A 26,314-nucleotide genomic window follows, 5' to 3' on the forward strand; every position below is an offset into this window, starting at 1 on the left:
CCCGGGCTGTCGAGCCTTCATGAGCGCATTGATCGGCTCACTGTTTGATCGGTGTTACGAGCACCTTTTCGTCGGTGTCGAGTACGAATACCGCCAACAGGCGTGCAGGTTGGGTGTCACTGGCGTTGGCGCTGACCAGGTGCACGGAACCCGGCTCCTCTACGAAGTTTTCGCCGACGTTGTAGATCTTTTCCGGCTGGCCTTTGACCTGGATGCGAAACGAGCCCTCCAGCACCGTTGCATAGATGAAGGCTGTTTTCGGGTGGGTATGGGCCGGCGATGCTGCGCCCGGCCCGTACTCGACGACCACGCCTCTCATGCTCTTGCCCGGAATATTGGGAATGGGACGGTCGAACACGACCGTCACCTTGCCGGGAGGCGGCTCGGCGGCCGACGCTGCGCTGATCGAGAGCGCGGCGAAGACAGCGGCCATTAGCAATCGGATAACCATGGGATTTCTCCTGGATTAGAAGGGATATGCGAGGGTGCGATCCGTTACTGCGCTGTCGACCGGGCCAGCCAGTCTTCGAAGCGGATCGCCCCCAGGCGTGGGTTCTTGCCGGGAACCAGCGACTGATCGTCGAGCACGGCACCGAAGTAACGCGCGTGCACGTCCGGCACGACCTTGCGGTTGTCCTGGGTCACTCGCAGAAAACGCCTGGCCAGTTCGTCAAGCGGCATGGCTTCCGGGCCGCCCACTTCAACCGTGCCATTGACCGGCGCTGCCAGCACGACAGCGGCCAGCGCCGCCACCACGTCGTCGGACGCTATCGGCTGGATCAACGCCGGCGAAACGCGAAACTCCTCGCCGACGTTGAACGACTGGACGATGCCGTCGACAAATTCGAAGAACTGCGTGGCACGCAAAATGGTGTAAGGAATGTCAGAGGCCTTGATCAGGTTTTCCTGTGCGACCTTGGCCCGGAAATAACCACTGTCGGGAAGCCGCTCGCTGCCGACAATCGACAGGGCAACGTGATGACGAACCCCGGCAGCCGCTTCGGCGGCCAGCAGGTTACGACTGGAGGTCTGGAAGAAATCGAGAACGGCCTGGTCCTCCCACGACGGCGCATTCGCCACGTCGACAACCACATCGGCACCATCCATCGCTTCGGCCAGGCCTTCGCGGGTGATGCTGTTCACGCCCGAGCTGGGGCTGGCGGCAAGCGCATCATGGCCGCGCTCGCGAAGGATATTCACAAGTTTCGATCCGATGAGGCCGGAGCCTCCGATGACGACGATCTTCATGGCTTTTCTCCACTTGTCGACTGCAACAATTGCGTCGGTGTAGAGCGAGATTGCCTGCACGCGTGAGGCAAGTCCTTGCGCCGGGCTTGGGTTTGCCTTGGCAAGCGCTTGGATTTTTGTCCAAGGCAACTGACGTTCGTCCAGCCTCCCTTGCTGCTGACGGTGCAGCGGGTGTCGAGCTGCCGTATCATCCTTCTCAGTTACCAATCAGCCGCCTGGGACACGGAGTTGAGGGCGCTTCGCCAGGGGATGCCCAACTTGCCATTCAGTTTTGAAGACTACGTACTCGATCAGGAGCGCCGGGAGCTAACCCTGCGTGGGCAAGTCGTGGCCGTCGGACCGCAGGTCTTCGATCTGTTGCTGCTGTTCGTCAACAATCCCGATCGAGTCCTCAGCAAGGACGAATTGCTCAATTCAGTGTGGAGCGGCCGGATCGTTTCGGAATCGACGATCACCAGCCACATCAATGCGGTGCGCAAGGCCATCGGTGATACCGGTGAGGAACAGCGTCTGGTGCGCACCGTCGCCCGCAAGGGCTACCGCTTCGTCGGCCGGATCAACGGCGACACGGCCGGGGAAGCGCGACAGCCCGACATCGACGAACGCTCAACCGCTGCCCCGAAGCCAATCCCCTCCTCTGCGCTCGCCCTGCCGGACAAACCCTCGATTACAGTCCTGCCGTTCCAGAACCTGAGCGGCGATCCGGAGCAGGAATACTTCGCCGACGGCGTCGTGGAGGACATCATTGCCGCCCTGTCGCGTATTCGCTGGCTGTTCGTCATCGCGCGCAATTCGAGCTTCACCTACAAGGGCCGGGCGGTGGACGCCAAGGGCGTCGGCCAGGAGTTGGGCGTTCGTTACGTGCTCGAAGGCAGCGTGCGCAAGTGCGGGAACAAGCTGCGCATTACCGGGCAACTGATCGACGCGACGAACGGGACGCACATCTGGGCGGAGCGCTTCGAAGGCCTGCTCGACGACATCTTCGAGCTGCAGGATCAAATCACCCAGAGTGTCGTCGGTGCCATCGCGCCGCAACTGGAACGGGCGGAAATCGAACGCGCCAAACGCAAGCCGACGGAAAGCCTGGACGCCTATGACTACTACCTGCGTGGCATGGCAAAACTGCACAGCGGCAGCCGGGAAGCCATCGAGCAGGCGCTGCCGATGTTCTACCAGGCCATCGAGCTCGATGCGGAATTTGCCTCGGCCTATGGCATGGCCGCCTGGTGCCACTTCTGGCGCAAGCTCAATGGCTGGATGAGCGATCGGCCTGCAGAAATCACCGAGGGCATACGACTGGCGCGGCTGGCGGTGGCCCTCGGCCGCGATGATGCCGTCGCCTTGACCCGGGGCGGACATGCGCTGGCCCATCTCGCCGGCGAAGTCGACGGCGGCATTGCACTGCTCGACCGGGCGCGCCTGCTCAATCCCAACCTCGCCCCCGCCTGGTTTCTGGGCGGTATCCTGCGGGCGCTGCACGGTGAAACGAACGCGGCCATCGAGCATCTGAACCATGCCGTGCGCTTGAGCCCGCTGGACCCGGAAATGTTCAGGATGCAGGTCGGCATGGCACTCGCGCATTTCTTCGCCGGGCACTTCGATACCGCTGCGGCCTGGGCGGAAAAGGCACTGGGCAACCTGCCCAGTCTGCTGGTCGCCGCGGCACTGGTGGCGGCCAGTCATGCGCTCGACGGTCGAATGGATAAAGCGACGTGGGCGATGCAACGTCTGCAAGCACTGGATCCCTCTTTGCGCCTCTGCACCCTCAAGGACTGGTTGCCCATTCAACGGCCCGAGGACTTCGCCCGTTTCGTCTATGGACTGCGGCTGGCGGGGTTGCCGGAGTGATGGCGACTGACCTTAACCTGTAGGAGCGAGCTTGCTCGCGATGGTCGTCAACGATGACGCGGGTTTTCTGATTAAACGCGGTGTCTTCAAGTCCATCGCGAGCAAGCTCGCTCCTACAGGGATCAGGTCGTGCATTAGCTTTTACCTGGCAATAGTTGCACATTGCAACGGTAGGCTAAGCTTTGATCAACTCGTTGCTCATGATGCTCGGTTCTGCAGGTTTTGGGTTTTTCTGGAGAGCGTCTGCAACAGCTATCTCAGACAGCCCCAAACCTTTCACGCAGGATTGACGTGATGACCGAGCCCCTTCTCAGTCTTGATGCACTCAAGCGCGCCGCTGCCGCCGGCGAAATCGATACCGTGCTGGTCTGCATGATCGACATGCAGGGACGCCTGGTCGGCAAGCGGTTCCAGGTCGAGTTTTTCATCGACAGCGGCCACGAAGAAACCCACTGCTGCAATTACCTGCTGGCCGATGACATCGACATGGAGCCCGTGCCCGGTTACGCCGCGGCCAGTTGGAGCAAGGGCTACGGCGATTTCGTGCTCAAGCCCGACATGTCTACCCTGCGGCGCGTGCCGTGGCTTGAGTGCACGGCGCTGGTGCTGTGCGACGTGCTCGATCATCACCATCGCAAAGACCTGCCCCACAGCCCGCGGGCGATTCTGAAAAAACAGGTCGAGCGCCTGCGTGAGCGCGGCTATACCGGCATGTTTGCCTCGGAACTCGAGTTCTACCTGTTCGATGAGAGTTACGAGGCGATCCACCAGCGCAACTATCACAAACCGAAAACCGCCGGCCATTACATCGAGGATTACAACATCCTGCAGACCACCCGCGAAGAGCCGGTGCTGCGGGCGATTCGCAAGCATTTGCAGGCATCGGGCATTCCCGTGGAAAACTCCAAGGGTGAGTGGGGCCCGGGCCAGGAAGAGATCAATATCCGCTATGCCGATGCCCTGACCATGGCCGACCACCACGTCATCATCAAGCACGCCTGCAAAGAGATCGCGCAGTTGCAGGGCAAGGCGATCACGTTCATGGCCAAGTGGCGCTACGACGCTGCCGGTTCCAGCAGTCACATCCATAATTCGTTGTGGGACAAGAACGCCAAAAAGCCGCTGTTCTTCGACGCGAAAGCCGAGTTCGGCATGTCGAAACTGATGCGTGCCTGGGTCGCCGGGCAACTCAAGTACGCCAACGACATCACCTGTTTTCTCGCGCCCTACATCAACTCCTACAAGCGCTTCCAGGTCGGCACTTTTGCGCCGACGCGGGCGGTATGGAGCCGCGACAATCGCACCGCCGGCTTTCGCTTGTGTGCCGAAGGCAGCAAAGCCATCCGCATCGAATGCCGCATCGGCGGTGCCGACCTCAACCCCTATCTGGCTTTCGCCGCGTTGATCGCGGCGGGCCTGGCCGGTATCGACGAGAAGCTCGATCTGGCGCCGCCGTTCGAAGGCGACGCCTATCTGGATGAGCACTTGCCGGAAGTGTCCAAGACACTGCGCGATGCGAGCGCCGCACTCAAGGCCTCCAGCATGTTGCGCGAGGCGTTCGGCGACGAGGTAGTCGACCATTACGTGCACACCGCCGAGTGGGAACAGAAAGAGTACGACCGGCGAATCACCGACTGGGAATTGCAGCGCGGTTTCGAGCGCTACTGAGAAAATCATGACTGCGAAGGTTCAACTGATCTCACCGGTCGATGGCCGGGTGTACGTCGAAGGCGATCTGGCCGATGCGGCGCAGGTCGAGCAGGCGTTGATGGCTGCTGCCAGCGCACAGGCGTCATGGCAACGCCGCTCACTGAGCGAGCGCGCAGCTTTTTGCAATGCCGTGGTGGACGCGATGCTGTCGATGCAGGCTGACATCGTGCCGGAACTGGCCTGGCAAATGGGTCGACCGGTGCGTTTTGGCGCCAGCGAACTGCGCGGTTTTGCCGACCGCGCCCGGCACATGATCGCTATCGCGCCGCACGTCCTGACCGCTGTAGAACCGGAACCGGTGGCGGGTTTTCGACGTTACATCAAACGCGAGCCGTTGGGCACGGTGCTGGTGGTCGCACCGTGGAATTACCCCTATCTGACGGCGGTGAACACGATTATCCCGGCGCTGATGGCCGGCAACAGCGTGATCCTCAAACATGCGTCACAGACGCTGTTGGTGGGCGAGCGTTTTGCCGAGGCCATGCGCCGTGCCAATCTGCCGGAAGGGTTGTTCCATAACCTGCTGCTCGATCATCGGCAGACCGCCGCGCTGATTGCTTCGGGCCGCGTACAGCAGGTCAATTTCACCGGTTCGGTCGACGCCGGCAAAGCCATGGAAAGTGCCGCCACGGGGCGCTTCATCGGCGTGGGCCTGGAACTCGGCGGCAAAGACCCGGCCTACGTGCGGGCAGACGCCAACCTCGAACATGCGGTGGAAAACCTGGTGGACGGCAGCTTCTTCAATTCCGGGCAGAGCTGCTGCGCCATCGAACGCATCTATGTCGATCAAAAAATCTACCCGGCCTTTGTCGAGCGCTTTGTCGCCTTGACCAACCAGTACGTGCTCGGCAATCCACTGGACGCAGCCACCACCCTCGGTCCACTGGTGAATCCCGGCGCGGCTGACTTCGTGCGCAGACAGATCGCCGAAGCGTTGTCTCTTGGCGCCAAGGCATTGATCGATGCCGGGGCGTTTCCCGCCGACGTGCCGGGCAGTGCCTATCTTGCACCGCAGGTGCTGGTGGACGTCAGCCATCAAATGTCGGTAATGCGCGACGAAAGCTTTGGTCCGGTGGTCGGCATCATGCCGGTGGCCAGTGATGAAGAAGCCATTGCCTTGATGAACGACAGTGAGTTCGGGCTCAGCGCGTCCATCTGGACCCAGGACCTCGCAGCGGCTGAACGCCTGGGCAACGAAATCGAAACCGGCACTGTGTTTATGAACCGCTGCGATTACCTGGACCCGGCACTGGCCTGGACCGGTGTGAAGCACAGCGGGCGCGGCGTCACCCTGTCGCCACTGGGCTACGAGCACCTGACCCGGGCCAAATCCTTTCATCTGCGTCACGAGGTGTAGACCATGAACCTGACAGGAAACTGGAACTACCCCACGAGCGTTCGTTTCGGTGTCGGGCGCATCGCCGAACTGGCCGAGGTCTGTCGCAGCCAGGGTATCCAGCGACCGTTGCTGGTGACCGACAGTGGCCTGGCGCGCGCGCCGATCACCACGGCGGCGCTGGACGCGTTGCGCGCCGCCGGTCTGGGTGTCGCGCTGTTTTGTGACCTCAAGCCCAATCCGGTCGAAGCCAACCTGGCCGGCGGGCTCGACGCCTGGCGTGCCGGCAAGCACGACGGCGTGATCGCATTCGGCGGCGGCAGTGGCCTGGACATGGGCAAGCTGATTGCGTTCATGAGCGGCCAGACCCGCCCGGTCTGGGATTTCGAAGACATCGGCGATTACTGGACCCGCGCCGACGACAGCCGCATCGCCCCGGTCATTGCGGTGCCGACCACGGCGGGGACAGGCTCCGAAGTCGGGCGTGCAGCGGTAATCATCGACGAACGTACCCACACCAAACGCATCATCTTCCACCCGAAAATGATGCCGCGCGTGGTGATCAGTGACCCGGCCCTCACCGTCGGCATGCCCGCCAAGGTCACCGCCGGCACCGGCATGGATGCGTTATCGCATTGCCTGGAAGCGTACTGCGCCCCCGGTTTTCACCCCCTGGCCGATGGCATTGCCGTGGAAGGCATGCGCCTGGTGGCCAACGCTCTGGTGAAGGCAGTACACACGCCGTCGGACCTTGAGGCGCGAGCGCAAATGCTCGCAGCGGCGGCAATGGGCGCCACGGCATTCCAGAAAGGCCTGGGCGGGATGCATGCACTCTCGCATCCGGTGGGTGCGCTGTACGACACCCATCACGGCATGACCAATGCCACTTTCATGCCCTATGTCCTGCAGTTCAATCGCACGGCCATCGAGGAGCGCATCACCCGCCTGGCGGCGTACCTGCGCCTGCCCTCGCCGGGGTTCGACAGTTTCATGGCCTTCGTCCTCAAGCTGCGCAAGGACATCGGCGTACCCCATACGCTGGTTGAGCTGGGCGTGGATGACCGGCAGGCCGACCTGATCGCGGACATGGCGATTGTCGACCCCTCTGCCGGTGGCAACCCGCTGCCATTGACCCGGGACGGCGTGGCGGAAATTTTTGCAGCGGCGTATCACGGCCGTCTGTAGGAGCGAGCTTGCTCGCGATGGACATCAACGATGACGCGGGGAGCCTGACACCCCGCGTCGTCCTCAAGTCCATCGCGAGCAAGCTCGCTCCTACAGAAAACCAAGGTCGAGCCTACGGCGGCTTAGTTCGGCCTGTCCAAACCTGACAAGGGGCACACATGATGAACCCAGCAAGCCAGCCAGGCACCGACGCGCACGACGATGACGTCAAGGTGCTGCACAGCATGGGCTATGCCCAGCAACTCTCACGACGAATGGGCGTTTTCTCCAACTTTGCCATTTCCTTTTCGATCATCTGCATCCTCTCGGGTGGCATCAACTCGCTGGCCCAGGGCACCTCGGGCGCGGGTGGTATATCCATCGGGATCGGCTGGCCGATCGGCTGCCTGATCTCCGGGGTATTCGCCATGGCCATGGCGCAGATTTCCTCGGCCTACCCCACCGCTGGCGGCCTGTACCACTGGGGCTCGATCCTTGGTAACCGCTTCACCGGCTGGCTGACCGCGTGGTTCAACCTGTTGGGGCTGGTCACGGTGCTGGGTGCGATCAACGTCGGTACCTATTACTTCTTTTTCGGTGCCTTCGGACCGGCACTGGGCATGGAGGATACGACCACGGTCAGGGTGATTTTCCTGGCGATCCTCACGGGCCTGCAGGCGTTGTGCAACCACTTGGGTATCGGCCTGACCGCCAGGCTCACCGACTTCTCCGGTTACCTGATCTTCGCCACGGCGCTGGCACTGACCATCGTCTGCCTGATCTCGGCACCCAGCTATGAGTTCGCGCGGTTGTGGACCTTCAACAACTATTCCGGCGAGGTGGGTGGCAGCGTCTGGCCGCAAGTTTCGAACGGCTGGATTTTCATGCTCGGCCTGCTGTTGCCGATCTACACCATCACCGGCTATGACGCCTCTGCGCATACCTCCGAGGAAACCCGTAATGCGGCCATGTCGGTGCCGCGTGGCATGGTCATGTCGGTCGTCTGGTCGTTGCTGTTCGGCTGGCTGATGCTCAGTGCGTTCGTGCTCATGCTGCCGAACATGGACGAGGCGGCCAAGCAAGGCTGGAATGTGTTTTTCTGGGCCATGAACACCCAGGTCAACCCGACATTGAAACTGGTGCTTTACGTGGCGATTTTCATCTCGCAGGTGCTCTGCGGGCTGGCCACGGTCACCTCGGTTTCGCGCATGATCTTCGCGTTCTCCCGGGACGGTGGCCTGCCCTGCTCAAAAGCCCTGGCCTCAGTTTCGCCGACCCGTCGCAGCCCGGTGGCGGCGATCTGGACCGGTGCCACCCTCGCGGTATTGTTCGACTGGGGCTCGTCGGTGATCTCCGTCGGGGCAACGCCGGTTTATACGATCGTGGTGTCCTGCACGGTGATCTTCCTGTTCTTTTCCTTCGCCATCCCCATCGTGCTGGGGCTGTTCACCTATGGGACGTCAAAGTGGCCGACCATGGGGCCATGGAACATGGGGCGATTCTGGTACTCGGTGTTCGCCGTCCTCTCGGTCCTCGCGATGGTGATCATTTTCGTCATCGGCATCCAGCCACCGAACGATTGGGCGCTGTACATCACCATCGGTTTCCTGATCCTGACGGCCATCGTCTGGTTCGGTTTTGAAGCCCGGCGCTTCCAGGGGCCGCCGGTGGGCGACATGATCGTCAAGCGTCAGGCGGAAATCGCCGCGGCGGAAGCGGTATTGAACAAGAAATAGAGAGCGCAACAAGTAACCTGTGGCGAGGGAGCTTGCTCCCGCTGGACTGCGCAGCAGTCCCCCCTCTTCTGTAGAGATAAGGGGGGGCCGCTTCGCGCCCCAACGGGAGCAAGCTCCCTCGCCACAATTACAGCGCTGTGATCGTTTATTCTGTGTCCCCCCGATACCACCCCGGAGACACCTGTGCCCGCCCTCACCGCCCGCGAGGTTTACCAGCCGTTGCGCGATGCCGCCCAAGGCATTCGTACGTTCAAGCGAGTCGACGAATCGTGCGAGTCTGCCCATGTACGGGTCGACATCGACGGCTGGCGCCTGACGCTCGACGTCGATGCCGGCCACTTGCGCCACTGCCTGCACGGCCTAAGCCCAGATGGCCGTGAGTATGCGTTCGACAACGGGCAGCGCTTTGGCACCGATCCGGTGAGTTTGCTCAGCACCTGGGAGCTGGCGCAGATTGAACGGTTGCTGGCCTGAATCCTTCGCAACCTGTCGTTCCCTGGCCGCACTTGTGATAAACAAGCCTGAGTGTTTTCTGCGTCCAAGGAGGTTCCGCCCATGCCCCGTTCCCCTCGTCTGTCGCGCTGGCTGGCCTGTGCCCTGCTCGGTTTCTTCGCTGGCGGTGCCCAGGCCAGCACGACGCCCCCGGCACCCGATGCCTTGCAACCCTTGCTGGCGACGATGAATGAGCGGTTGTACATCAGCGAGCTGGTGGCGCTGACCAAGTGGGACAGCGGCAAACCGGTCCAGGACAACGCCCGGGAAGCGCAAGTCATCGCCAACGCCCGCATGCAAGCCACCCGGCACAAACTCGACCCCGACGATGTCGCCGACCTGATCGCTGCCCAGATCGAAGCCAGCAAACTGGTGCAATACGGCCGGCTCGCGCAATGGCAAGCGACGCACAAGGCGCCGGACACGCCACGGCCAGACCTCAACCACGACATCCGGCCCAAGCTCGACAAACTGCAGAACCTGCTGCTCCAGCAGTACGCCGATTTCCTGCCCTACCGCAAAGACCCGAACTGCCCGCAATGGCTGGCCACCGAACGCTCCGCGCTGATCAAGGATTACCTGCATGACCAGGCGATGATTCGTGCGACCGGTGAGCTGTGCATCGTTGGTCGATGACATTGTCTACTGTAGGAGCGAGCTTGCTCGCGATGGGCGTTAACGATAACGCGTGTTAACTGACTAATTGCGGCGCTCTTGAGTCCTTCGCGAGCAAGCTCGCTCCTACAGGGTATTTCATTACGGCTTGAACAACGGGCCTTGCCCCGTCGGCAGACTGGCAATGGCGATGCAAATACCCGATCTGCGCCAATGGAAAACCGGCACGCCAAATGTAAAACACCCTTTACACCGCTGAAAAAGCCGCCGAATATGTAAAGGGTCTTTTACATCAGGGAAAAGCAATGAAACGCTATTACATGGAAATGGGCGCCGCAGCAGCGCTGTACTCGGTATTGTTGATCTTGTCGGTCATCCTGCTCAAGGATCAGCAGGAAATGGCAATGGCGCTGAAGATCATCATCACGTTGTTGCCTGTGATTCCTGCGGGGCTGATGTGTTGGGCAGTGGTGCGCAACATGCGTACGCTGGACGAAATGCACTTGCGTATCCAGTACGAAGCGCTCGGTTTTGCCTTTGCCGCATCGGCATTGCTGACCTTCACTTACGGTTTTCTGGAGAATGTCGGATTTCCACACGTGTCCTGGGTCTGTGTGTGGCCAGTGATGGGCCTGATGTGGATGATCGGGCTCAGACTGGCCAAGCGGCGCTACCAATGAAAAACCGTCTCAAGGAACTGCGTGCCGAACGCAAGTGGTCGCAGGTCGATCTGGCGGCGTTGTTGAATGTTTCGCGGCAGACCATCAATGCCATCGAAAACGGCCGCTATGATCCCAGCCTGCCCTTGGCGTTCCAGATTGCCCGGGCATTTGCGCTGCCTATTGAGAGCATCTTCGATGATGAGTTCGCTGGGTAATCTCTCTCTTCAATCAGGCGCCTGTCCATGAGCCACACTGAAACCCTCGCCAAAATCCTGCTCGGCCCGTTGTTGCTGGTGCAGGGCCTGTATACCCGTCGGATGACGCCCAGGTTGCCGGAGGCCGCAGGGGAGCGCCAGGGCGAAGCCGGCAGCGGCGATGTTCTGCGCTTGTTGATTGTCGGCGACAGCGCCGCTGCGGGTGTGGGTGCGGCGACTCAAGGCGAAGCCCTCAGCGGTCGGCTGGTCGAGCGCCTGGCCGAGGATTATCAGGTGGCGTGGAAACTCTTGGCGCGCTCCGGTCTGGATTCGCAAGGGTTGCTGGAGCTGCTTGAACAGCACGCCGCCGAGCCGTTCGATGTGGCGCTGTTGTCGATTGGCGTTAACGATGTCACCAGCACACTCGCGGTAGATCAGTGGCTGGCTCGGCAACGGCGCTTGATGGCGCTGTTGTGCGACAAATTCGCGGTGAGGCAGATTGTGCTGTCGCCGCTTCCACCCATGCACCTGTTCCCCGCCCTGCCCCAGCCACTGCGCTGGTTTCTGGGTTTCAGGGCTCGTCGTTTCAATGCACATTTGGCGGATCTGGCGGAACATGTGGATCAATGTACGATGCTGACAACCCCGCTGGCACCCGCACCGGGCTTGATGGCCAGCGATGGTTTTCATCCGGGGCCGATGCTCTACCGTCAATGGGCCGACGATGCCGCCAGGGTTATCGACCAACGCTTTCGCACCACAACAATAAAAACAGGAGTTGAAGATGTCTGAGCTGAACCTGAACCCCAATGTCGCAAAGTCCCTGAAGCACTGGCACGCGATGATCGGCAACCGCGACTTGAGTGGCTTGCCCGAATTGCTCGATCCGCAAGCGGTGTTCCGTTCGCCGATGGCGCACACGCCGTATCCGGGGGCTCCGGTGGTGTCGATGATCCTCAACACGGTCATGAACGTGTTCGAGGACTTTGCCTATCACCGCGAGCTGGCGACGGCGGATGGCTTGAACGTGATCCTCGAATTCAGCGCCAGAGTCGGCGAGAAAGAGTTGAAGGGCATCGACATGATCCGCTTCAACGAACAGGGCAGGATTGTCGAGTTTGAAGTGATGGTTCGACCGCTGAGTGGCTTGCAGGCGCTGGGTGAGGAAATGGGCCGGCGGTTGGGGGCTTATCTGAAGGCAAGCAAGGCCTGATTTATCTGATTCAACAAATACCCTTGTGGGAGCGGGCTTGCTCGCGAAGGCGGCGAACCAGTCGATAGAGGTGTTGACTGACACTCCACTTTCGCGAGCAAGCCCGCTCCCACATTAGTTGTGTAAAACCTGGAGTCTTCACACCATCGGCTGGTGACTGGTCACGCAGTGAATTCCGCCACCGCCCGCGGAGATCGCGTCGATGTCGAGCTGCACCACCTTGCGGTCCGGGTAGAGTTCGGACAGCAGGTCGAAGGCTTTGTCATCGGCTTCCTCGTCGCCGAACTGCGGAGCGATGATCGCGCCATTGATCACGAAGTAGTTGATGTAGCCGGCAGCGAAGTCCTGGTTGTCCTTGCTGAACTGGCTGTTGCGCGGGTTGAGCGGTGGCGACACGGTATGCACCTGCAATTTTCGGCCATCGGCATCCGTGGCGTTTTCCAGGATCTGCAGATGGGCGCGAGTGACCTTGTAGTCGTAGGACTCGGGGTCATTGTCGAGGTTGGCGATGACCACGCCGGGCTTGACGAAGCGCGCATAGAAATCGACGTGCGCGTCGGTGATGTCCTTGCCCTTGATGCCTGGCAGCCAGATGATTTTGCGCAGGCCCAGCCGTTCTTTCAGTTCCGCTTCGACCTCGGCCTTGCTCCAGTCCGGATTGCGGTTGCGATTGATCCAGCTGCTTTCGGTCATGATCCCGGTGCCGTGGCCGTCCACTTCGATGCCACCGCCCTCGCCCACCAGTTCGCTGCGCTGGTAATCCGCCTTGGCGTTTTCGGCGACCAGGGCGGCCAGTTGCGCATCGTCTGCATGCTGCTGTTTATTGCCCCAGCCGTTGAAATTGAAGTCCACGGCGCCGAGGTCGCCGTTGCCATCGACGACAAAGTTGGCGCCGATGTCGCGCATCCAGATGTCGTCCAGTTCGGTGATCACGAAGGTGGTGTTGTGGCTGCCGCACTTGTCTTCGGCCAGGCGCCGTTCGCTCTGGCGACAGAACACGGTGACCGGTTCATATTCGGCGATGCTACGGGCGATCCGGCCAAGGGCGTCTTGCACGTGGGGCGTGAAATCCTCCCAGATCGCGGCCTGTGCCCCGAAGGCGATGAAGGCCCGCTGGTGTTTGTCCCCTTCATCGGGCATGTACCAATTTTCTTTGCCGGCTGCGCGCACCGGCATGGACCCCAAGCCCAATCCCATGGAGGCTACTGCGCCCAGTCCGGCGATGACCGATACCTGCTTGATGAATGTTCGACGTGTCGGCATGTGTTTTCCTGAAATCCGGGGTTTGGCCGGCCCTCGGGCCGGCCGGTGATCATTTGACCGTAGCAGTCTTGAACTTGGTCCAGGTGCGCATGCGTGCCCGCATGTCGGCCTGGGGAATGTCCTTGCCGGGAATCAGCCGCGCGTAGGTGGCTTCATCGAGGTAGATGTCCGGGTTGTTGCGCATCGCGGCATCGACGTCCGGCCGCGCCTTGGCGTTGGAGGTCGGGTAGCCGGTGAAGTTGCTGATGGCCGCCATGTTTTCCGGGCGCATCACGAAGTTGATGAAAGCGTAGGCGTATTCCGGGTGCCGGGCGTCGACGGGAATGGCCATGGTGTCCATCCACACCGTGGTGCCTTCGCGGGGAATGCGGTAGTGGAAGGTGGTTTTCTTGCCGGCACTGTCGGCCGTGCGCTGCGCCTGGGTCATGTCGCCGCTGTAGCCGAGGGACATGCACAGGTTGCCATTGACCAGGTCGGTCACCGGTTGCGACTGGAACTTGCGGATGTACGGCCGCAGTTTCATCAGCAGTTCACTCGCCGCTGCAAGATCTGCCGGTTTGGCGCTGCGCGGATCGCGCCCGAGGTAGTTGAGCACCACGGCCAGCACTTCGTCCGGCGAGTCGATCATCGAGATGCCGCAATCGGCAAATTTGGCCGCCAGTTCCGGTTTGAACAGCATGTCCAGGCTGTCGACCGGTGCATCCGGCGCACGCTCGGCGATCTGCCCGGCGTTGTAGGTCAGGCCGATGGTGCCCCAGGTGTACGGGACCGTGGCTTTGCTCGAATGCTCATAGTGCGAGCGCAATTTTTGCAATCCGGGCTCGACGTCATTCAGGGCAGTGAGCCTGGACTGATCCAGCGGTTGCAGGCTGCCGGCACGCATCAGGCGTTCGGCCACGGTGTCGCCGGGGAAGATCAGGTCGTAGCCGCTGCCGCCGGCGAGCATCTTGGCTTCCAGGGTTTCACTGCCGTCCATGACGTCGTAGATCACCTTGATCCCGGTTTCGGCGGTGAACTTGCCGAGGGTGTCCTCGGCAAAATAGTCGGCCCAGTTGTACAGCCGCAGGGTTTTCTCCTCGGCGTGCAGCGAAGGCACCGCACAGGTCAGCGCCAGCCCCATGGCCAGGCACAGCTTGTTGATCGAGTTCATGTCACACCCCTTGGGTTGCCCAGCGTGAGTGAATCTGGCGACCGTCCTGGGTCAGCAATGCGCCATACATTTCCGGACGGCGGTCGCGGTAGATGCCCCAGGTCAGGCGGTCTTCGCGCATGGCCGCCAGGTCCAGGGTGTGGACCAGCACGCCGGTAGTGTCACGGTCGGCTTCGGCGAGCAACTTGCCCTTGTGATTGCAGATGAACGATGAGCCGTAGAAGCTCATTTGCAGAGTCGGGTCGGTGGTCGCCGCTTCCCGGCCGACACGGTTGGCCGCCACCACCGGCAGCAGGTTGGCGGCAGCGTGGCCGCGCATGGTCATCTGCCAGTGATCGCGCGAATCCAGGGTTGCACAACCCGGCTCGGAGCCGATGGCAGTCGGGAACAACAGCACTTCGGCGCCCATCAAGGCCAGGCAGCGGGCGGTCTCGGGGAACCACTGGTCCCAGCAGATGCCCAGGCCGATGCGCCCGAACGCGGTGTCCCAGACGCGGAAACCGCTGTCGCCGGGGCTGAAGTATTCCTTCTCCTGATAGCCGATGGCGTTGGGGATGTGGGTCTTGCGATAGACGCCTAACAGGCGCCCGTCGGCGTCGGCCACGCTCAACGAATTGAAGTAGGCATTGCCGGCCTTCTCGTACCAGCTCAGCGGCAGCACCACGCCCAACTCTTTTGCCAGTGCGGCAAAGCGCTTGAGCACGTGGCTGTCGCGATATTCCTCGGCCAGGGCCAGGTGTTTGTGGTGTTGCTCGATGCAGAAATACGGCGTGGCGAACAGCTCCTGCAACAGGATCACTTGCGCGCCCTTGGCCGCGGCCTCGCGGACCAGTTGCTCGGCCTGGTCGAGGTTGTGTTTCAGGTCCCAGGTGCAGGGCATCTGGGTGGTGGCGATGGTGAGTAAGGTCATGGCTTCAACCCTTCACCGGCCAGGCTGGCTGTTGCTGGGTGATGCAATGCACACCGCCGCCGCCATGGGCCAGATGGTTGATCCGCACCGGCACCACTTCGCGACCGGGGAACGCCTGCGCCAGCACTTCGGTGGCGACCTTGTCGGCATCGATGCCGTAGGCCGGCATGATGATCGCGCCGTTGGCGATGTAGAAATTGGTGTAGGAGGCGCAGAACACTTCGGCCTCGGTGTCCACCGCATCGGAGGCTTCATACAGTTCGATCAGCTCGAACTGGCGGCCCTGGGCATCAGTGGTCAGTTCAAGGGCGCGACGGTTCTCCCGGGCCACTTCGGCGTACACCGATTGTTTGTCGTGGGTCGCGTCCACCAGCAATACGCCAGGGCGGGCAAAGGCGCACACGCCATCGACATGGCCGTCGGTCATGTCACCGGTCACGTAGTCCGGATCGCCCGGCAGCCAGATGGTTTTCTTTACGCCCAGCAGGCGGCTGAAGATTTCTTCGATCTCGGCCTTGGTCACGCCCGGGTTGCGGTTGGGGTTGAGCAGCACCGACTCGGTGGTGATCAGCGTGCCCTCGCCGTCCACATGGATGGCGCCGCCCTCGTTGCTCAGCGCCGTGCCGAAACACTCCAGGCCCAAATGATTGAGCGCGCGGCGGGCCAGGCTTTCGTCCAGATCGTGGGCCGACTTGCCGCCCCACGCATTGAAGCGCCAGCTCACACCGGCCAGGCCTTGCTGCGGGTGGCAGACGAAGCTCGGGCCGGAGTCGCGGCACCAGCTGTCGTTGACCGTCAGTTCGATCAACTCGATGTTCGGCCCGCACAAGGCTTTGGCGCTGGCGACCGCTGAAGGATCGACCACCAGTTTCACCGGTTCGAAGCGGGCGATGGCGTTCGCCACGCGGGCGAAGTCCTCTTGAACCTGTGGCAGCGTCACCCGCCAGCCTGACTCCCACAGGGTCTTGTTGTGCGGCCAGACCATCCAGGTGGCGGCGTGGGTGACCCACTCGGCTGGCATCATCCAACCGCTGTTTTGAATAACGTTCTGCAGCATGACAAGCACCTCTAAGTTAAGTCATTGTGTTCAATGAAAACTGCCTTGGCGGTCTTGGCATGCATGCTACGGCTGGTAAAACGGGCAAACAAACGATGGATTTTGCAGGCAACTGATTAGAGGAACTTATCGATATGCTCAAACACTGGCCGCCCCTGAGCACCCTGCGCGGCTTCGAAGCCGCCGCCCGGCTGGGCAGTTTTCACAAGGCCGCCGAAGAGTTGCACCTCACCCAGTCGGCGATCAGCCAGCAGATCCGCAGCCTTGAGGCGTACCTGGAGCAACCGCTGTTTTATCGCAGCGGGCGCAGCGTCAGCCTGACTGATGCCGGTCACGACTTGCTCAGCACCACCCAGGCGTTGTTGCAGCAACTGGCCGTGGGCATTCGCCGGCTGGGGCAGTACCAGAAACCCAATCAACTGGTGCTCAACACCACCCCGGCGTTCGCCCGGCACTGGTTGTTGCCGCGCCTGGGGGACTTCCGTCGCCAGCATCCGCAGGTCGATCTGTGGATCTTCAGCACCGATGAAGTGCCGGACATGGCCAGCCAGACCATCGACCTCGCGGTGCGTGACGACATCAGTTCCCAGGCCGAATGCAGTTTCAAGGTGTTGCACGCCGACCGCCTCTACCCGGCGTGTCACCCGAGCCTGTTGGCCGTGCCGGCAGAACAGCGCACCACCCTGCATGGCGAGCGGGAAATGGACTGGAGCCACTGGGCGGTGGAATCGGGGATTGATGTGGGGCAGATGGATCAGGGGCTGAATTTTTCCGATCCGGGTTTACTGCTGGACGCGGCCTGCACCGGGCTCGGCATTGCGCTGGTGAGCCAGTTGCTGAGTCGGCAGGCGCGGGCCACCGGGCTATTGCAGCCGATGGTGGAGCAAACCATCCGCGGTCCGAACTGGGCGCTGCTGACGCACCGTGACAGCGAGAACATCCCGATGGCACGCGCTTTCACCGAATGGCTGGTCGACAATCTGGTAGCCGACCAGCAGACGTGATTATTGCGCCGGGAAGGTTTGCAGGTAGGCAAGCAGGTCTTCGATTTTTTCCGGATCGCTCAGGCCCCAGAAAATCATGCGGGTGCCGGGGACGACTTTCTTCGGCGCTTCGAGGTAGGCGGTCAGGGTTTCGCGGGTCCAGATCAGGTTGGCTGATTTCATCGCATCGGAATACACGTAGTCCGTGGTGGCGGCGGAGTGACGACCGATCACGCCATTGAGCTGCGGGCCAAAGAAGGCGCGAGCCGATTCGCCGATCTGATGGCAGCCGCTGCAGAGGCGCTTGAAGACTTTCTCCCCGGCCTGGACATCGCCCGCAGCAAGGGTGGGAGCGCTGAACAGGCCAGCGGTGAGCGCCAGGGCGAGGGTCAGGGCGGCGATTTTCTTCATGTTCCGTTTCCAGTCGGGTGTTGCCGGATGGCTATTGGAACACGGTGGTCGGGGATATCCCAAGTCCCTGTGGGAGCGGGCTTGCTCGCGAAAGCGATAGTCCAGTCACCTGCGATGTTGAATGTGAAGGCCCCTTCGCGAGCAAGCCCGCTCCCACAGGGACTTGTGCATGGCTTACTTTTTGGATTGGGTTCGGGATGCATTGAGTTCAATAGCCGCCTGAATCAATGCCTTCAGCGCCGTTTCATCGATTTGCTCGCCCTCGTGGATATCAATCGCACGTCGGGTATTGCCTTCAAGGCTGGAATTGAACAGTTTTGACGGATCGTCCAGTGAAGCGCCCTTGGCGAAGGTCATCTTCACCACTTGCTTGTAGGTTTCCCCGGTACACAGGATGCCGGCATGGGACCACACCGGCACACCCCGCCACTTCCACTCTTCAATCACTTCGGGGTCAGCCTGCTGGATGATCTTGCGGATGCGCGCCAGGGTTTCACCGCGCCAGTCAGCCAGTTCGCGGATTCTTTCGTCGATCAGCGCCGAGGCCTCGCCTGGTTCAACCTTGTCCGTTTTCATCACCATCTCCACCTTCCTCATGAGGGTTGTGATCGATGAGGGTAGACGGCGTTCGAGGTTTTTTGCGCGCTGCTGACTGACGGCATTCGCATCAGGACCGGGTTTTCACCGTGATGAACATTTTGATGCGGTCGCCGATTTCCTGGAGGGTGTGGCGGAACGGGTCGTGTCTTTCGCTGGTGGTCGGGTCTTCGAAGTTCCACACGATCACTTCGCCGGAGAACGGCATCCGCGAGGCTTCTTCGGAAGACTTGTCGCACAGGGTGATGACGTAGTCGAACGCCTGGCCTTCGAAATCCTCGAGGGACTTGCTGCGCAAGCCGCTGGCATCGACGCCGATGTGATCGAGGGATTCGAATGTGCGCGGATCGATCCCGGTGGCCTCCAGCCCGGCGCTGAAGGCCTGGAAGTCAGCAGGATCGGTATGGCGCAGCAGGGCTTCGGCCATGGGTGAGCGGACATCATTTCTGGCGCAGACAAACAGTACGCGACGTGGCTCGGTCATGGTTTACCCCAACTGGCTCGTGATTAGTGTTTGCTCATCAATCCATGCAGCACGCCGAACCGCAAACCCGGTTCAGACGCAATCATATGCGTGATCCCGAACACTTTGAACGCCGCCAACATGACGACCAGACCGCCGGGCAAAATGCTCATGCGATGGGTTGGCAAGCCTGCCAACTTGAGGTGTTTGACATGTTTGACTTCCAGCAGCCGCAACGACAGGCGCAACAGGCCGCCGTAGGTGATGCCGCTTTGACCATCGTCATTCAAGTCATTGGCCTTGAGCACCTTGGCCAGCACCCGTGCCGTCCCGGAAGAGCCGATCGCCTGCTGCCAGCCCATGGCGCGATAACGGCGGGCAATGCGTTCGAATTGCACGGTGGCCGCGCGTTCGGCCTCCAGCAGCGCTTCTGCCACGATCCGCCCGCCGTGGAAGTAATGCGCACCGAAGGTTCCGCTGCCGATGGCAATGCTCTCGGTGACCAGCAACTGGTCGCCACGGCCGATAATCATTTCCGTGGAGCCACCGCCGATATCCACCACCAGCCGCGTGCTTTGCGCCGGCAAGGTGTGGGCCACGCCGGCGTACACCAGTTGCGCTTCTTCCTGACCGGAAATGACGTCGATGCGAAAGCCCAGGTGGCGCTCGGCGCTGGCCAGGAACAGCGGCGCGTTGTCCGCTTCGCGCACGGCGCTGGTGGCCACCGCCCGCACGCGCCCGGCCTCAAAGCCGCGCAACTTCTTGCCGAATCGCGCCAGCGCCTGCCAGCCTCGGTCCAGCGCCAACTCATCGAGGGCCCCGCCCTGCAGGCCTTCGGCCAGACGCACGGGTTCACGCAGGGTTTTCACTTCCTGGATGACCATCTGCTGGTTCCGTCTCACCGACTGGCCAATCATCATGCGAAACGCATTGGAACCCAGGTCGATGGCGGCAAACAGTGGGGCGTCTTTCATACGGGGTTCCTTGCAAATTCATCTGCCGGCAGGTTGGCGGCCGCCGGGCACTCAAGACGGATTGCGAGGATCTTGCCATTGCTTCGATGACACCAAGATGACACCACCGGGCATCACTACTTCGTAACAAACTTTGTCCAGGATCGGCAGTGCCACCCATGACGCGAGTGTCTCACCATGCTTTCCAATCAGGACACCTTGATCCAGCGCATCCACCGCGAGCTGCTCGATATCAGTGACGAAGAGCTGGAACTGGAATTATCGGAAGACGGACACAATCTGGACGCACTGTTCGATGAACACATCGAGGATGGCAGCGAAAAAGAAGCCCGACGCCGTTACTTCGCCGAACTGTTTCGCCTGCAAGGCGAACTGGTGAAATTGCAGAGCTGGGTGGTGAAAACCGGGCACAAAGTGGTGATCCTGTTCGAAGGCCGCGATGCCGCCGGCAAGGGTGGCGTGATCAAGCGCATCACCCAGCGCCTCAACCCTCGGGTTTGCCGGGTTGCCGCCCTGCCCGCCCCCAACGACCGCGAACGCACACAGTGGTATTTCCAGCGCTACGTTTCGCACTTGCCCGCCGCCGGCGAAATCGTGCTGTTCGACCGCAGCTGGTACAACCGTGCCGGGGTCGAAAAGGTCATGGGGTTCTGTAATGACGACCAGTACGAAGAATTCTTCCGCACTGTGCCGGAATTCGAGCGCATGCTCGCCCGCTCCGGCATCCAATTGATCAAGTACTGGTTCTCGATTTCCGACCAGGAACAGAACCTGCGCTTTCTCAGCCGCATTCACGACCCGCTCAAGCAGTGGAAACTCAGCCCCATGGACCTGGAGTCGCGCCGCCGCTGGGAAGCCTATACCAAGGCCAAGGAAATCATGCTCGAGCGCACCCACATCGCCGAAGCACCGTGGTGGGTGGTGCAGGCCGACGACAAGAAAAAGGCCCGGCTCAACTGCATCCATCACCTGCTCAGCCAGATGCCTTATGAAGAGGTCGAGCTGCCGGTGATCGAATTGCCGCAGCGCGAGCGCCAGAAAGACTATTCACGGGGGCCTGTACCGCAGGAAATCATCGTGCCGGAGATTTACTGACTCAACAGAAGACCTGTGGCGAGGGAGCTTGCTCCCGCTCGACTGCGCAGCAGTCGTAAAATCTTTCAGTGCAGTTTGTCTGGCAAATCGCACCGCCTGATTTTGGGGTCGCTACGCAACCCAGCGGGAGCAAGCTCCCTCGCCACAATTAATCGACAGTCGCTGGATTAGCGGTGTCCTGACGAATGGCCATAAAGCCGTCATCGAATCGTCATGGAGTAACCGCCATACTCAGGCCATCCAATGCGTGCTTTAACTTTCTGCTGCCAATTCTGGCGGCTTTTTTTTGTGTTTTTTTCAGGCATTGCCGGGGCGCATGCCCTTGAACCTCATACAAAAGCCCCCCATCCGTCTCGCCCCTTCCGTGTATTGATTGGCTGAAGGCTTTTCTGACAGCCACGGACCTCAACACAGGCCTCCTAATCCCACACGCGCTCAAGACGCGACCGACAGCATTCCCACGTCCCCAGCGCGCACTCTTGTCCCTGAAAAGCGATCACTTGATTTGGCGCCCAGGGAGGGGCATTTCGCTGAAAGGAATGCACTCATGGAACAGGATCTTGAGGGGTACCACTGCGCGGTCTGCCGCGACCAGGCCAAGGCACGCGCCCGACAGCCCAAGCACTGGGATGCGGCAGAGGAACAACGCAAATACGCGGAAATGCTGGCCCGACAACGGGCGCGCGAAGAGCAGGCCAACCAGGCGTGGGAAGAAAAAAAGGCCCGGGAAGAGGCGGCACGCGTAAAGGTCACCCTGCGCATCGGCGTGTTTTTCGACGGCACCGGCAACAACCCGTTCAATGTCGAGATGGGGCGCAAATGCGGGGCTCATCATCCGGTGTCGGAGGACGATCTGGATGGTAGTTGCAAGCCGTATATGCGGGACCCTGAGAGCAGTTATGGGGGGGAAGTGACGAATGTTAAGCGGTTGCATGATTTGTATAGAGAGGACAAAAACGTTGAGCTGATCAAAACGAAAAAACTCGCGTTCGACAAGGTTTACATCGAGGGTATTGGCACAACGACAAGCGAACAAGATCGCTTGCTGGGCATGGCGTTTGGTCGCGGCGAAACTGGCATTGAGGCTCGAGTGTTTGAGGCGTTCCGTCAAGTCAAACTAAGGTTGCGCGGTTTTCACGATGACAACCCAGACATACAGATCCAATCCCTGATCTTCGATGTCTTCGGCTTCAGCCGTGGCGCGGCCGCCGCCCGCCACTTCGCCTACTTGTGCATGGTCGGCATCAACAGCCCGCTCAAGGATACGTTGTACCTGCCGGATCGCCTGTTCGCCCGCGGCTTCAGCAAGGTGTTCGGTGAAGGGGTCAAGACCGGGTTCATCGGTCTATTCGACACCGTCGCTTCCGTGGGTGGCCTGAGCAACCTGGGGTATGTGCGCAGTCCGGCGGCCCCCGGGGTCAAGTTGCATTTGGCGCCGCGCTTCTTTCCTCAGGTTTTGCAACTGGTGGCCCGGGACGAATACCGCGCCAACTTCGCCCTCAATCGCGTCGGCCCGGACCATCCGGAAATCAGCCTGCCAGGGGCTCACTCGGACATCGGCGGGGGCTACCGCGACGACGTCGAAGAGTGCGTGCTACTCAGCCCCCTGCAAGCCCTGGACGTGGGCGAACGCACCGATGTCAAAACCACCTCGATCTACCGCGAGGCCGAGCAGGAACGGGCAAAATGGCACGCCAAAGGCTGGCCACTGGAAATGCTGGAGTTGGTGACTCCAGAGCCGGTAATGCTACCGCTCGCCCCCAGAGAGCGGGCAGCGCCAAAACAGAAGCGGGTGTTTGTCGGCTTGCAGCTACGGCGCAAGGTCAGTGCCGGGTTGGCATTGGTGTCCTTGCGGGTGATGTGTGAGGCCGCCAAAAAGCATGGAGTAGAGCTTGACGACCCTCAAGAAGATCCCGAATTGGTTCCACCCGTCGAACTTCATCCCATGTGTGAGCGGTTTGTCACGGGCGACTACAGCCTGACCGCTGCCGAAGAGCAACTGCTGAAGCTCCGTTACATCCACCAGTCGGCGCACTGGAATCCGACCTTCCTCTCCGGACCTCGCAGCACCCGATTCGAACTGGCTTATGCCCATGTCCCCACGGCGGATGCCGTACGGGTGCACCACCCTCATGTTCCGGAATGGATGCTGTAGTCATGAAAATCTTGTTTGCGTTACTGGCAATGTTATTGATGAGCGCCTGCCAAGCCGTCGATCCGCTGTCGGCCAAAAATGACTTCAAAACACGATGGTGGTACATCGGCTTTACCGAGCCTGCTTACATGACTGTTTGGGTGGAAACGACTGCGGTTGTCGATATACAGGATCGACTTATTCCCGCAGGGGCCTCAGGCGCAGCGGCGCAAACTCCAGACGGTGAATACACCAAGGAAATCGCTCGCGGATGGGATGGCATTGGCGGCTCTAGCATGCCGGTGGTGGGCGCCGACCTGCCTAAACGCCTATTTGTGCGCTGGCAATCGATTGTCGAACGCAAGACCTACGCCGGCTGGATCGATATCTCCGAATCGACCCGCGACATCATGCGCAACTCGACGGCCCGGCGTTGCCACAAGTACCCGCAGCATAGCGCTAACTCGAGTGCGCAACTGAATCTGGGACTGGCGCCGGGCGGCATCATTCAGGTTTGGGTTCGGGACGAGTGCTCGCACGCCCACAAAGTCGACCGCGGGCAAGTCGGCATCGAGCCCTTGGGGCCTAATCAAGGCAAGTACAACGGCCATTACAGGAAAATCAAAGACTCCTCCCAACGTTACATCGAACGCTTCGGCATTCCCTATGGCAGTTGGTAATCAGGAGCCTTGGTTTTCGCCCATGCCCCACGGCGGATGCCGTGCGGGTGCATCACCCTCATGTACCAGAATGGACGCTGTCACCATGAAAACCCTCATTGCACTACTGGCCACGTTGGCGATAAGCGCGTGCCAACCCGTCGATCCGCTGTCGGCCAAAAATGATTACAGAACGTCCTGGTGGTACATCGGTTTCACCGAACCCGCCCACATGACCGTCTGGGTTGAGACCTCGGCTGTCGAGGACATAAAGGGACGGGTACTTCACCATATCGCGGCAGGCGCAGCAGCCCGCAGTGATAATGAGAATGGCACCGAAAATGCTCGCGGCTGGGTAGGTGTGGGTGGCGCCGGCATGCCCGTCACGGGTGCCGACCTACCCAAACGCCTCTTTGTGCGCTGGCAATCGATTGTCGAACGCAAGACCTACGCCGGCTGGATCGATATCTCCGAATCGACCCGCGACATCATGCGCAACTCGACGGCCCAGCGTTGTCACGAGACTCCCCAGTTCACCGCCAACCCAAGTGCTGCCCTGAATCTTGGACTGGCGCCGGGCGGCATCATTCAGGTCTGGGTCTGGGACGACTGCTTTCGCGCCCACAAAGTCGACCGCGGGCAAGTCAATGTCGAGCCCTTAGGTCCGTATCTTGGAAAAAACGAGGGCCGGTACGCATGGAAGATCAAAGACTCCTCCCAACGCTACATCGAACGCTTCGGCATTCCCTATGGCAGTTGGTAAAACCTCAACCGCCATTAGCCTACAAACATTCCTGCGCCGCACGCTCGAAACTGGATGGCACGAAAGTCGACGCCAGCAGCTTGCGCTCGTACAGGAACACCTTGCCGCCGCTCGAAGCCTTGTAGGTTTCCATCACATTGTCCGCCGCCACCTTGCTCGGGACGACGATGCGGTAGCTGCGCTGGGTCTGCGACACGGTGGGGTTGAGCGCTTCGTGCTGCAACTTCGGCACCACGCAATGGGTGTATTCCTCGGGCGACTTTGATGTCTGCAAGGTCAGCGTCGGGGCGTTCGGCGTGCCGGCACAACCGGCCAGCAGCAGCGAGGCGGAGGCCATGGCGGGGACAAGGAAAGCGCGCATGAGTCAGGTCCTGAAAAGCAATCTACGGTTGATTGAGTGCCCGCCGTTCAATGGACGACGGGTTTGGTTAATTTGCTGTCGTTTCAGCCGGCCGTTACCAGCGCCTTCAATGACGCATCGAACTGTTTCAGCGCGGTCAGTTGCAGGTCGCGTTGCTGTTCGATTTGCGCGGCGATCTCGGGCGCGGCCTTGTCATGCACCCACACCGACGGCAGTTGTTTTTCCACCGCGCCTTCGGCCTTGCCGATGTATTGCAGGTTGGCGTCGTAGAACCGCGCGGCGAAACGTGCTTCGACCCGGTCGTTACGCTGGGTCAGCAACTGGTTGTGGGTATCGAGCATCACCACCACATCCGGGTGGGCCTGCACCAGCGCATCGAGGTTGGCGTAGACCGTCACGGACAGAAAGCTGTTGTGCAGTGAACTCATCAGCCAGTCGATGGCCAATTGCGGGTCGGAGCTGTTGACGAACGCCTGGCGAATCCGCGCATCCAGTGCGTCTTTCGCGCCATTCACGGCCACCGAGTGGTATTGCTCAAGGTATTGCAGGTTTTCCACGGTGTCTTCGCTGTAGAGCACCCCGACCGTCTGGCCGTATTGCAGCCCTGCGTTCACGCCGGCAATGGGCGGCAAATGGCAGTCGGCTGTATCTGCGGCAAAGGCCGATGCGGTAGATGCAACACTGCCCAGCAACAGGGCAATCACAGCCAGTCGGGTCAACAGTTTCATCGCGCAGGTTCCTTGAGCAGCGTGTTCAATGCAGGCGATTTTCCGCCTTTGCACAAAAAACAGAACTTGCGATTCTTGATGGTGACTATTGACTGAACCAATAGTGCGGCGGGGCCAGCGCAGGCCTCTGGCGTAAACTTACCGGTCAATGTCGAACAAGCGGCTGTGCCGGGCGCCCACGGTTCATTACAGTGGCGACTGCCCTCAAAACCTGATCAAGGAACGAAACAATGGTGACCTGCTACTTGAAATACGTGCTCGATCCCTACCAGCTCGAAGCTTTCGAACACTACGGCAAGCTGTGGATCCCCCTGGTGGAAAAGTTCGGCGGCCAGCACCACGGCTACTTTTTGCCGTCGGAAGGCGCCAACAACATCGCCCTGGCGCTGTTCACCTTTCCCAGCCTGGCGGCCTACGAACATTACCGGCAGCAATCGATGAACGATCCGGAGTGCATCGCGGCGTTCAAGTACGCCGAAGAGAGGAAATTCATCCTCAGCTATGAGCGTTCATTCATGCGGCCAGTGTTTGGCGAACAGGATCGCTGA

29 protein-coding genes are annotated in these 26,314 nt (G+C 60.8%); 17 read left to right on the forward strand and 12 right to left on the reverse strand.

Annotation, left to right across the window (positions count from 1 at the left end; genetic code table 11):
* Positions 1–37: 37 nt before the first annotated feature.
* Both AC07XF_RS19750 and AC07XF_RS19755 read right to left on the reverse strand, forming a co-directional pair.
* The gene (locus AC07XF_RS19750) at positions 38–451 is read right to left on the reverse strand and encodes a cupin domain-containing protein (RefSeq protein ID WP_495027786.1); all 414 of its coding nucleotides are present in this window, start codon (positions 449–451) and stop codon (positions 38–40) included.
* Positions 452–495: 44 nt separating this feature from the next.
* A complete protein-coding gene (locus tag AC07XF_RS19755; protein ID WP_495027787.1) occupies positions 496–1,248 on the reverse strand; it encodes an SDR family oxidoreductase in 753 nt (250 codons plus the stop codon).
* 258 nt (positions 1,249–1,506) lie between these two features.
* On the opposite strand from AC07XF_RS19755, the gene AC07XF_RS19760 reads away from it, so the two are divergent.
* The 11 genes from AC07XF_RS19760 (at position 1,507) to AC07XF_RS19810 (ending at position 12,218) form a co-directional block, all read left to right on the forward strand.
* Complete coding sequence (locus tag AC07XF_RS19760) at positions 1,507–3,096, forward strand: winged helix-turn-helix domain-containing tetratricopeptide repeat protein (RefSeq protein WP_495027788.1); 1,590 nt, start codon at positions 1,507–1,509, stop codon at positions 3,094–3,096.
* A 294-nt stretch (positions 3,097–3,390) separates the two neighbouring features.
* The gene (locus AC07XF_RS19765) at positions 3,391–4,764 is read left to right on the forward strand and encodes a glutamine synthetase family protein (RefSeq protein WP_495027789.1); all 1,374 of its coding nucleotides are present in this window, start codon (positions 3,391–3,393) and stop codon (positions 4,762–4,764) included.
* A gap of 7 nt (positions 4,765–4,771) precedes the next feature.
* The gene (locus AC07XF_RS19770) at positions 4,772–6,163 is read left to right on the forward strand and encodes an aldehyde dehydrogenase family protein (protein WP_495027790.1); all 1,392 of its coding nucleotides are present in this window, start codon (positions 4,772–4,774) and stop codon (positions 6,161–6,163) included.
* A gap of 3 nt (positions 6,164–6,166) precedes the next feature.
* Entirely contained in the window at positions 6,167–7,327 is a 1,161-nt protein-coding gene (locus AC07XF_RS19775) for an iron-containing alcohol dehydrogenase (RefSeq protein ID WP_495027791.1), read from the forward strand.
* 161 nt (positions 7,328–7,488) lie between these two features.
* A complete protein-coding gene (locus tag AC07XF_RS19780) occupies positions 7,489–9,042 on the forward strand; it encodes an amino acid permease (RefSeq protein WP_495027817.1) in 1,554 nt (517 codons plus the stop codon).
* Positions 9,043–9,225: 183 nt separating this feature from the next.
* Positions 9,226–9,516 (forward strand): DUF7693 family protein, encoded by a 291-nt coding sequence (locus AC07XF_RS19785; RefSeq protein WP_495027792.1) that lies wholly within the window; start codon positions 9,226–9,228, stop codon positions 9,514–9,516.
* A gap of 81 nt (positions 9,517–9,597) precedes the next feature.
* Positions 9,598–10,170 (forward strand): chorismate mutase, encoded by a 573-nt coding sequence (locus AC07XF_RS19790; protein WP_495027793.1) that lies wholly within the window; start codon positions 9,598–9,600, stop codon positions 10,168–10,170.
* Between the two features lie 284 nt (positions 10,171–10,454).
* Positions 10,455–10,829: a hypothetical protein gene (locus tag AC07XF_RS19795; RefSeq protein ID WP_103395546.1), complete on the forward strand. Its 375-nt coding sequence runs from the start codon at positions 10,455–10,457 to the stop codon at positions 10,827–10,829.
* On the forward strand, positions 10,826–11,026 hold the full coding sequence (locus AC07XF_RS19800; RefSeq protein ID WP_007988375.1) for a helix-turn-helix transcriptional regulator: 201 nt from the start codon (positions 10,826–10,828) through the stop codon (positions 11,024–11,026). The genes AC07XF_RS19795 and AC07XF_RS19800 overlap by 4 nt, the downstream gene beginning before the upstream one ends.
* A gap of 27 nt (positions 11,027–11,053) precedes the next feature.
* On the forward strand, positions 11,054–11,797 hold the full coding sequence (locus AC07XF_RS19805) for an SGNH/GDSL hydrolase family protein (protein ID WP_495027794.1): 744 nt from the start codon (positions 11,054–11,056) through the stop codon (positions 11,795–11,797).
* Positions 11,790–12,218 (forward strand): nuclear transport factor 2 family protein, encoded by a 429-nt coding sequence (locus AC07XF_RS19810; RefSeq protein WP_495027795.1) that lies wholly within the window; start codon positions 11,790–11,792, stop codon positions 12,216–12,218. Before AC07XF_RS19805 ends, AC07XF_RS19810 begins: the two co-directional genes overlap by 8 nt.
* 138 nt (positions 12,219–12,356) lie before the next feature.
* On the opposite strand, the gene AC07XF_RS19815 is transcribed toward AC07XF_RS19810, so the two are convergent.
* From AC07XF_RS19815 to AC07XF_RS19830, 4 genes are read right to left on the reverse strand one after another with little or no spacing between them, the layout of a single operon-like run.
* Complete coding sequence (locus tag AC07XF_RS19815) at positions 12,357–13,481, reverse strand: agmatine deiminase family protein (protein WP_495027796.1); 1,125 nt, start codon at positions 13,479–13,481, stop codon at positions 12,357–12,359.
* Positions 13,482–13,530: 49 nt separating this feature from the next.
* A complete protein-coding gene (locus tag AC07XF_RS19820) occupies positions 13,531–14,631 on the reverse strand; it encodes an extracellular solute-binding protein (protein ID WP_495027797.1) in 1,101 nt (366 codons plus the stop codon).
* 1 nt (position 14,632) lies between these two features.
* Positions 14,633–15,541, reverse strand: a complete 909-nt coding sequence (gene aguB, locus AC07XF_RS19825) for an N-carbamoylputrescine amidase (RefSeq protein ID WP_495027798.1) — start codon at positions 15,539–15,541, stop codon at positions 14,633–14,635.
* 4 nt (positions 15,542–15,545) lie between these two features.
* Positions 15,546–16,598 carry an agmatine deiminase family protein gene (locus tag AC07XF_RS19830; protein ID WP_495027799.1) on the reverse strand — a complete coding sequence of 351 codons (1,053 nt, stop codon included), beginning with the start codon at positions 16,596–16,598 and terminating at the stop codon, positions 15,546–15,548.
* 134 nt (positions 16,599–16,732) lie between these two features.
* Here AC07XF_RS19830 and AC07XF_RS19835 point away from each other — a divergent pair, with 134 nt between their 5' ends.
* Entirely contained in the window at positions 16,733–17,602 is an 870-nt protein-coding gene (locus AC07XF_RS19835) for a LysR substrate-binding domain-containing protein (protein ID WP_495027800.1), read from the forward strand.
* Here the strand turns inward: AC07XF_RS19835 and AC07XF_RS19840 are convergent, their stop codons facing one another.
* From AC07XF_RS19840 to AC07XF_RS19855, 4 genes are all read right to left on the reverse strand, one after another.
* Positions 17,603–17,992 carry a c-type cytochrome gene (locus AC07XF_RS19840; protein WP_495027801.1) on the reverse strand — a complete coding sequence of 130 codons (390 nt, stop codon included), beginning with the start codon at positions 17,990–17,992 and terminating at the stop codon, positions 17,603–17,605.
* 174 nt (positions 17,993–18,166) lie between these two features.
* The gene (locus AC07XF_RS19845) at positions 18,167–18,568 is read right to left on the reverse strand and encodes a DUF1801 domain-containing protein (RefSeq protein WP_495027802.1); all 402 of its coding nucleotides are present in this window, start codon (positions 18,566–18,568) and stop codon (positions 18,167–18,169) included.
* Between the two features lie 91 nt (positions 18,569–18,659).
* Positions 18,660–19,073: an arsenate reductase ArsC gene (locus tag AC07XF_RS19850; protein WP_495027803.1), complete on the reverse strand. Its 414-nt coding sequence runs from the start codon at positions 19,071–19,073 to the stop codon at positions 18,660–18,662.
* 23 nt (positions 19,074–19,096) lie between these two features.
* Positions 19,097–20,026 carry a Ppx/GppA phosphatase family protein gene (locus AC07XF_RS19855; protein WP_495027804.1) on the reverse strand — a complete coding sequence of 310 codons (930 nt, stop codon included), beginning with the start codon at positions 20,024–20,026 and terminating at the stop codon, positions 19,097–19,099.
* A gap of 177 nt (positions 20,027–20,203) precedes the next feature.
* On the opposite strand from AC07XF_RS19855, the gene ppk2 reads away from it, so the two are divergent.
* The 4 genes from ppk2 (at position 20,204) to AC07XF_RS19875 (ending at position 24,677) form a co-directional block, all read left to right on the forward strand.
* Positions 20,204–21,121 (forward strand): polyphosphate kinase 2, encoded by a 918-nt coding sequence (gene ppk2, locus AC07XF_RS19860; protein ID WP_347911755.1) that lies wholly within the window; start codon positions 20,204–20,206, stop codon positions 21,119–21,121.
* Between the two features lie 547 nt (positions 21,122–21,668).
* Positions 21,669–23,276, forward strand: a complete 1,608-nt coding sequence (locus AC07XF_RS19865) for a phospholipase effector Tle1 domain-containing protein (protein ID WP_495027805.1) — start codon at positions 21,669–21,671, stop codon at positions 23,274–23,276.
* Positions 23,277–23,278: 2 nt separating this feature from the next.
* Positions 23,279–23,935: a DUF2931 family protein gene (locus AC07XF_RS19870; protein WP_495027806.1), complete on the forward strand. Its 657-nt coding sequence runs from the start codon at positions 23,279–23,281 to the stop codon at positions 23,933–23,935.
* Between the two features lie 85 nt (positions 23,936–24,020).
* On the forward strand, positions 24,021–24,677 hold the full coding sequence (locus tag AC07XF_RS19875) for a DUF2931 family protein (protein WP_495027807.1): 657 nt from the start codon (positions 24,021–24,023) through the stop codon (positions 24,675–24,677).
* Between the two features lie 19 nt (positions 24,678–24,696).
* Here AC07XF_RS19875 and AC07XF_RS19880 read toward each other — a convergent pair whose 3' ends face one another.
* Together AC07XF_RS19880 and AC07XF_RS19885 are read right to left on the reverse strand one after the other, a co-directional pair.
* Positions 24,697–25,038 (reverse strand): hypothetical protein, encoded by a 342-nt coding sequence (locus AC07XF_RS19880; RefSeq protein ID WP_495027808.1) that lies wholly within the window; start codon positions 25,036–25,038, stop codon positions 24,697–24,699.
* Positions 25,039–25,121: 83 nt separating this feature from the next.
* Positions 25,122–25,766, reverse strand: a complete 645-nt coding sequence (locus AC07XF_RS19885) for an ATPase (RefSeq protein ID WP_495027809.1) — start codon at positions 25,764–25,766, stop codon at positions 25,122–25,124.
* 230 nt (positions 25,767–25,996) lie between these two features.
* Here AC07XF_RS19885 and AC07XF_RS19890 point away from each other — a divergent pair, with 230 nt between their 5' ends.
* Entirely contained in the window at positions 25,997–26,314 is a 318-nt protein-coding gene (locus AC07XF_RS19890) for an NIPSNAP family protein (RefSeq protein WP_495027810.1), read from the forward strand.

The organism is Pseudomonas sp. GW821-FHT01C01 (assembly GCF_059422645.1).

Excerpts from the sequence above, each read along its gene's own strand:
- AC07XF_RS19750 (WP_495027786.1), bottom strand. The coding sequence starts at position 451 with ATGGTTATCCGATTGCTAATGGCCGCTGTCTTCGCCGCGCTCTCGATC.
- AC07XF_RS19875 (WP_495027807.1), top strand. The coding sequence starts at position 24,021 with ATGAAAACCCTCATTGCACTACTGGCCACGTTGGCGATAAGCGCGTGC.
- AC07XF_RS19775 (WP_495027791.1), top strand. The coding sequence starts at position 6,167 with ATGAACCTGACAGGAAACTGGAACTACCCCACGAGCGTTCGTTTCGGT.
- AC07XF_RS19770 (WP_495027790.1), top strand. The coding sequence starts at position 4,772 with ATGACTGCGAAGGTTCAACTGATCTCACCGGTCGATGGCCGGGTGTAC.
- aguB (WP_495027798.1), bottom strand. The coding sequence starts at position 15,541 with ATGACCTTACTCACCATCGCCACCACCCAGATGCCCTGCACCTGGGAC.
- AC07XF_RS19865 (WP_495027805.1), top strand. The coding sequence starts at position 21,669 with ATGGAACAGGATCTTGAGGGGTACCACTGCGCGGTCTGCCGCGACCAG.
- AC07XF_RS19840 (WP_495027801.1), bottom strand. The coding sequence starts at position 17,992 with ATGAAGAAAATCGCCGCCCTGACCCTCGCCCTGGCGCTCACCGCTGGC.
- AC07XF_RS19845 (WP_495027802.1), bottom strand. The coding sequence starts at position 18,568 with ATGAAAACGGACAAGGTTGAACCAGGCGAGGCCTCGGCGCTGATCGAC.
- AC07XF_RS19815 (WP_495027796.1), bottom strand. The coding sequence starts at position 13,481 with ATGCCGACACGTCGAACATTCATCAAGCAGGTATCGGTCATCGCCGGA.
- AC07XF_RS19830 (WP_495027799.1), bottom strand. The coding sequence starts at position 16,598 with ATGCTGCAGAACGTTATTCAAAACAGCGGTTGGATGATGCCAGCCGAG.
- AC07XF_RS19820 (WP_495027797.1), bottom strand. The coding sequence starts at position 14,631 with ATGAACTCGATCAACAAGCTGTGCCTGGCCATGGGGCTGGCGCTGACC.
- AC07XF_RS19805 (WP_495027794.1), top strand. The coding sequence starts at position 11,054 with ATGAGCCACACTGAAACCCTCGCCAAAATCCTGCTCGGCCCGTTGTTG.
- AC07XF_RS19885 (WP_495027809.1), bottom strand. The coding sequence starts at position 25,766 with ATGAAACTGTTGACCCGACTGGCTGTGATTGCCCTGTTGCTGGGCAGT.
- AC07XF_RS19810 (WP_495027795.1), top strand. The coding sequence starts at position 11,790 with ATGTCTGAGCTGAACCTGAACCCCAATGTCGCAAAGTCCCTGAAGCAC.
- AC07XF_RS19890 (WP_495027810.1), top strand. The coding sequence starts at position 25,997 with ATGGTGACCTGCTACTTGAAATACGTGCTCGATCCCTACCAGCTCGAA.
- AC07XF_RS19880 (WP_495027808.1), bottom strand. The coding sequence starts at position 25,038 with ATGCGCGCTTTCCTTGTCCCCGCCATGGCCTCCGCCTCGCTGCTGCTG.
- ppk2 (WP_347911755.1), top strand. The coding sequence starts at position 20,204 with ATGCTTTCCAATCAGGACACCTTGATCCAGCGCATCCACCGCGAGCTG.
- AC07XF_RS19790 (WP_495027793.1), top strand. The coding sequence starts at position 9,598 with ATGCCCCGTTCCCCTCGTCTGTCGCGCTGGCTGGCCTGTGCCCTGCTC.
- AC07XF_RS19870 (WP_495027806.1), top strand. The coding sequence starts at position 23,279 with ATGAAAATCTTGTTTGCGTTACTGGCAATGTTATTGATGAGCGCCTGC.
- AC07XF_RS19795 (WP_103395546.1), top strand. The coding sequence starts at position 10,455 with ATGAAACGCTATTACATGGAAATGGGCGCCGCAGCAGCGCTGTACTCG.
- AC07XF_RS19755 (WP_495027787.1), bottom strand. The coding sequence starts at position 1,248 with ATGAAGATCGTCGTCATCGGAGGCTCCGGCCTCATCGGATCGAAACTT.
- AC07XF_RS19835 (WP_495027800.1), top strand. The coding sequence starts at position 16,733 with ATGCTCAAACACTGGCCGCCCCTGAGCACCCTGCGCGGCTTCGAAGCC.
- AC07XF_RS19850 (WP_495027803.1), bottom strand. The coding sequence starts at position 19,073 with ATGACCGAGCCACGTCGCGTACTGTTTGTCTGCGCCAGAAATGATGTC.
- AC07XF_RS19800 (WP_007988375.1), top strand. The coding sequence starts at position 10,826 with ATGAAAAACCGTCTCAAGGAACTGCGTGCCGAACGCAAGTGGTCGCAG.
- AC07XF_RS19855 (WP_495027804.1), bottom strand. The coding sequence starts at position 20,026 with ATGAAAGACGCCCCACTGTTTGCCGCCATCGACCTGGGTTCCAATGCG.
- AC07XF_RS19765 (WP_495027789.1), top strand. The coding sequence starts at position 3,391 with ATGACCGAGCCCCTTCTCAGTCTTGATGCACTCAAGCGCGCCGCTGCC.
- AC07XF_RS19780 (WP_495027817.1), top strand. The coding sequence starts at position 7,489 with ATGAACCCAGCAAGCCAGCCAGGCACCGACGCGCACGACGATGACGTC.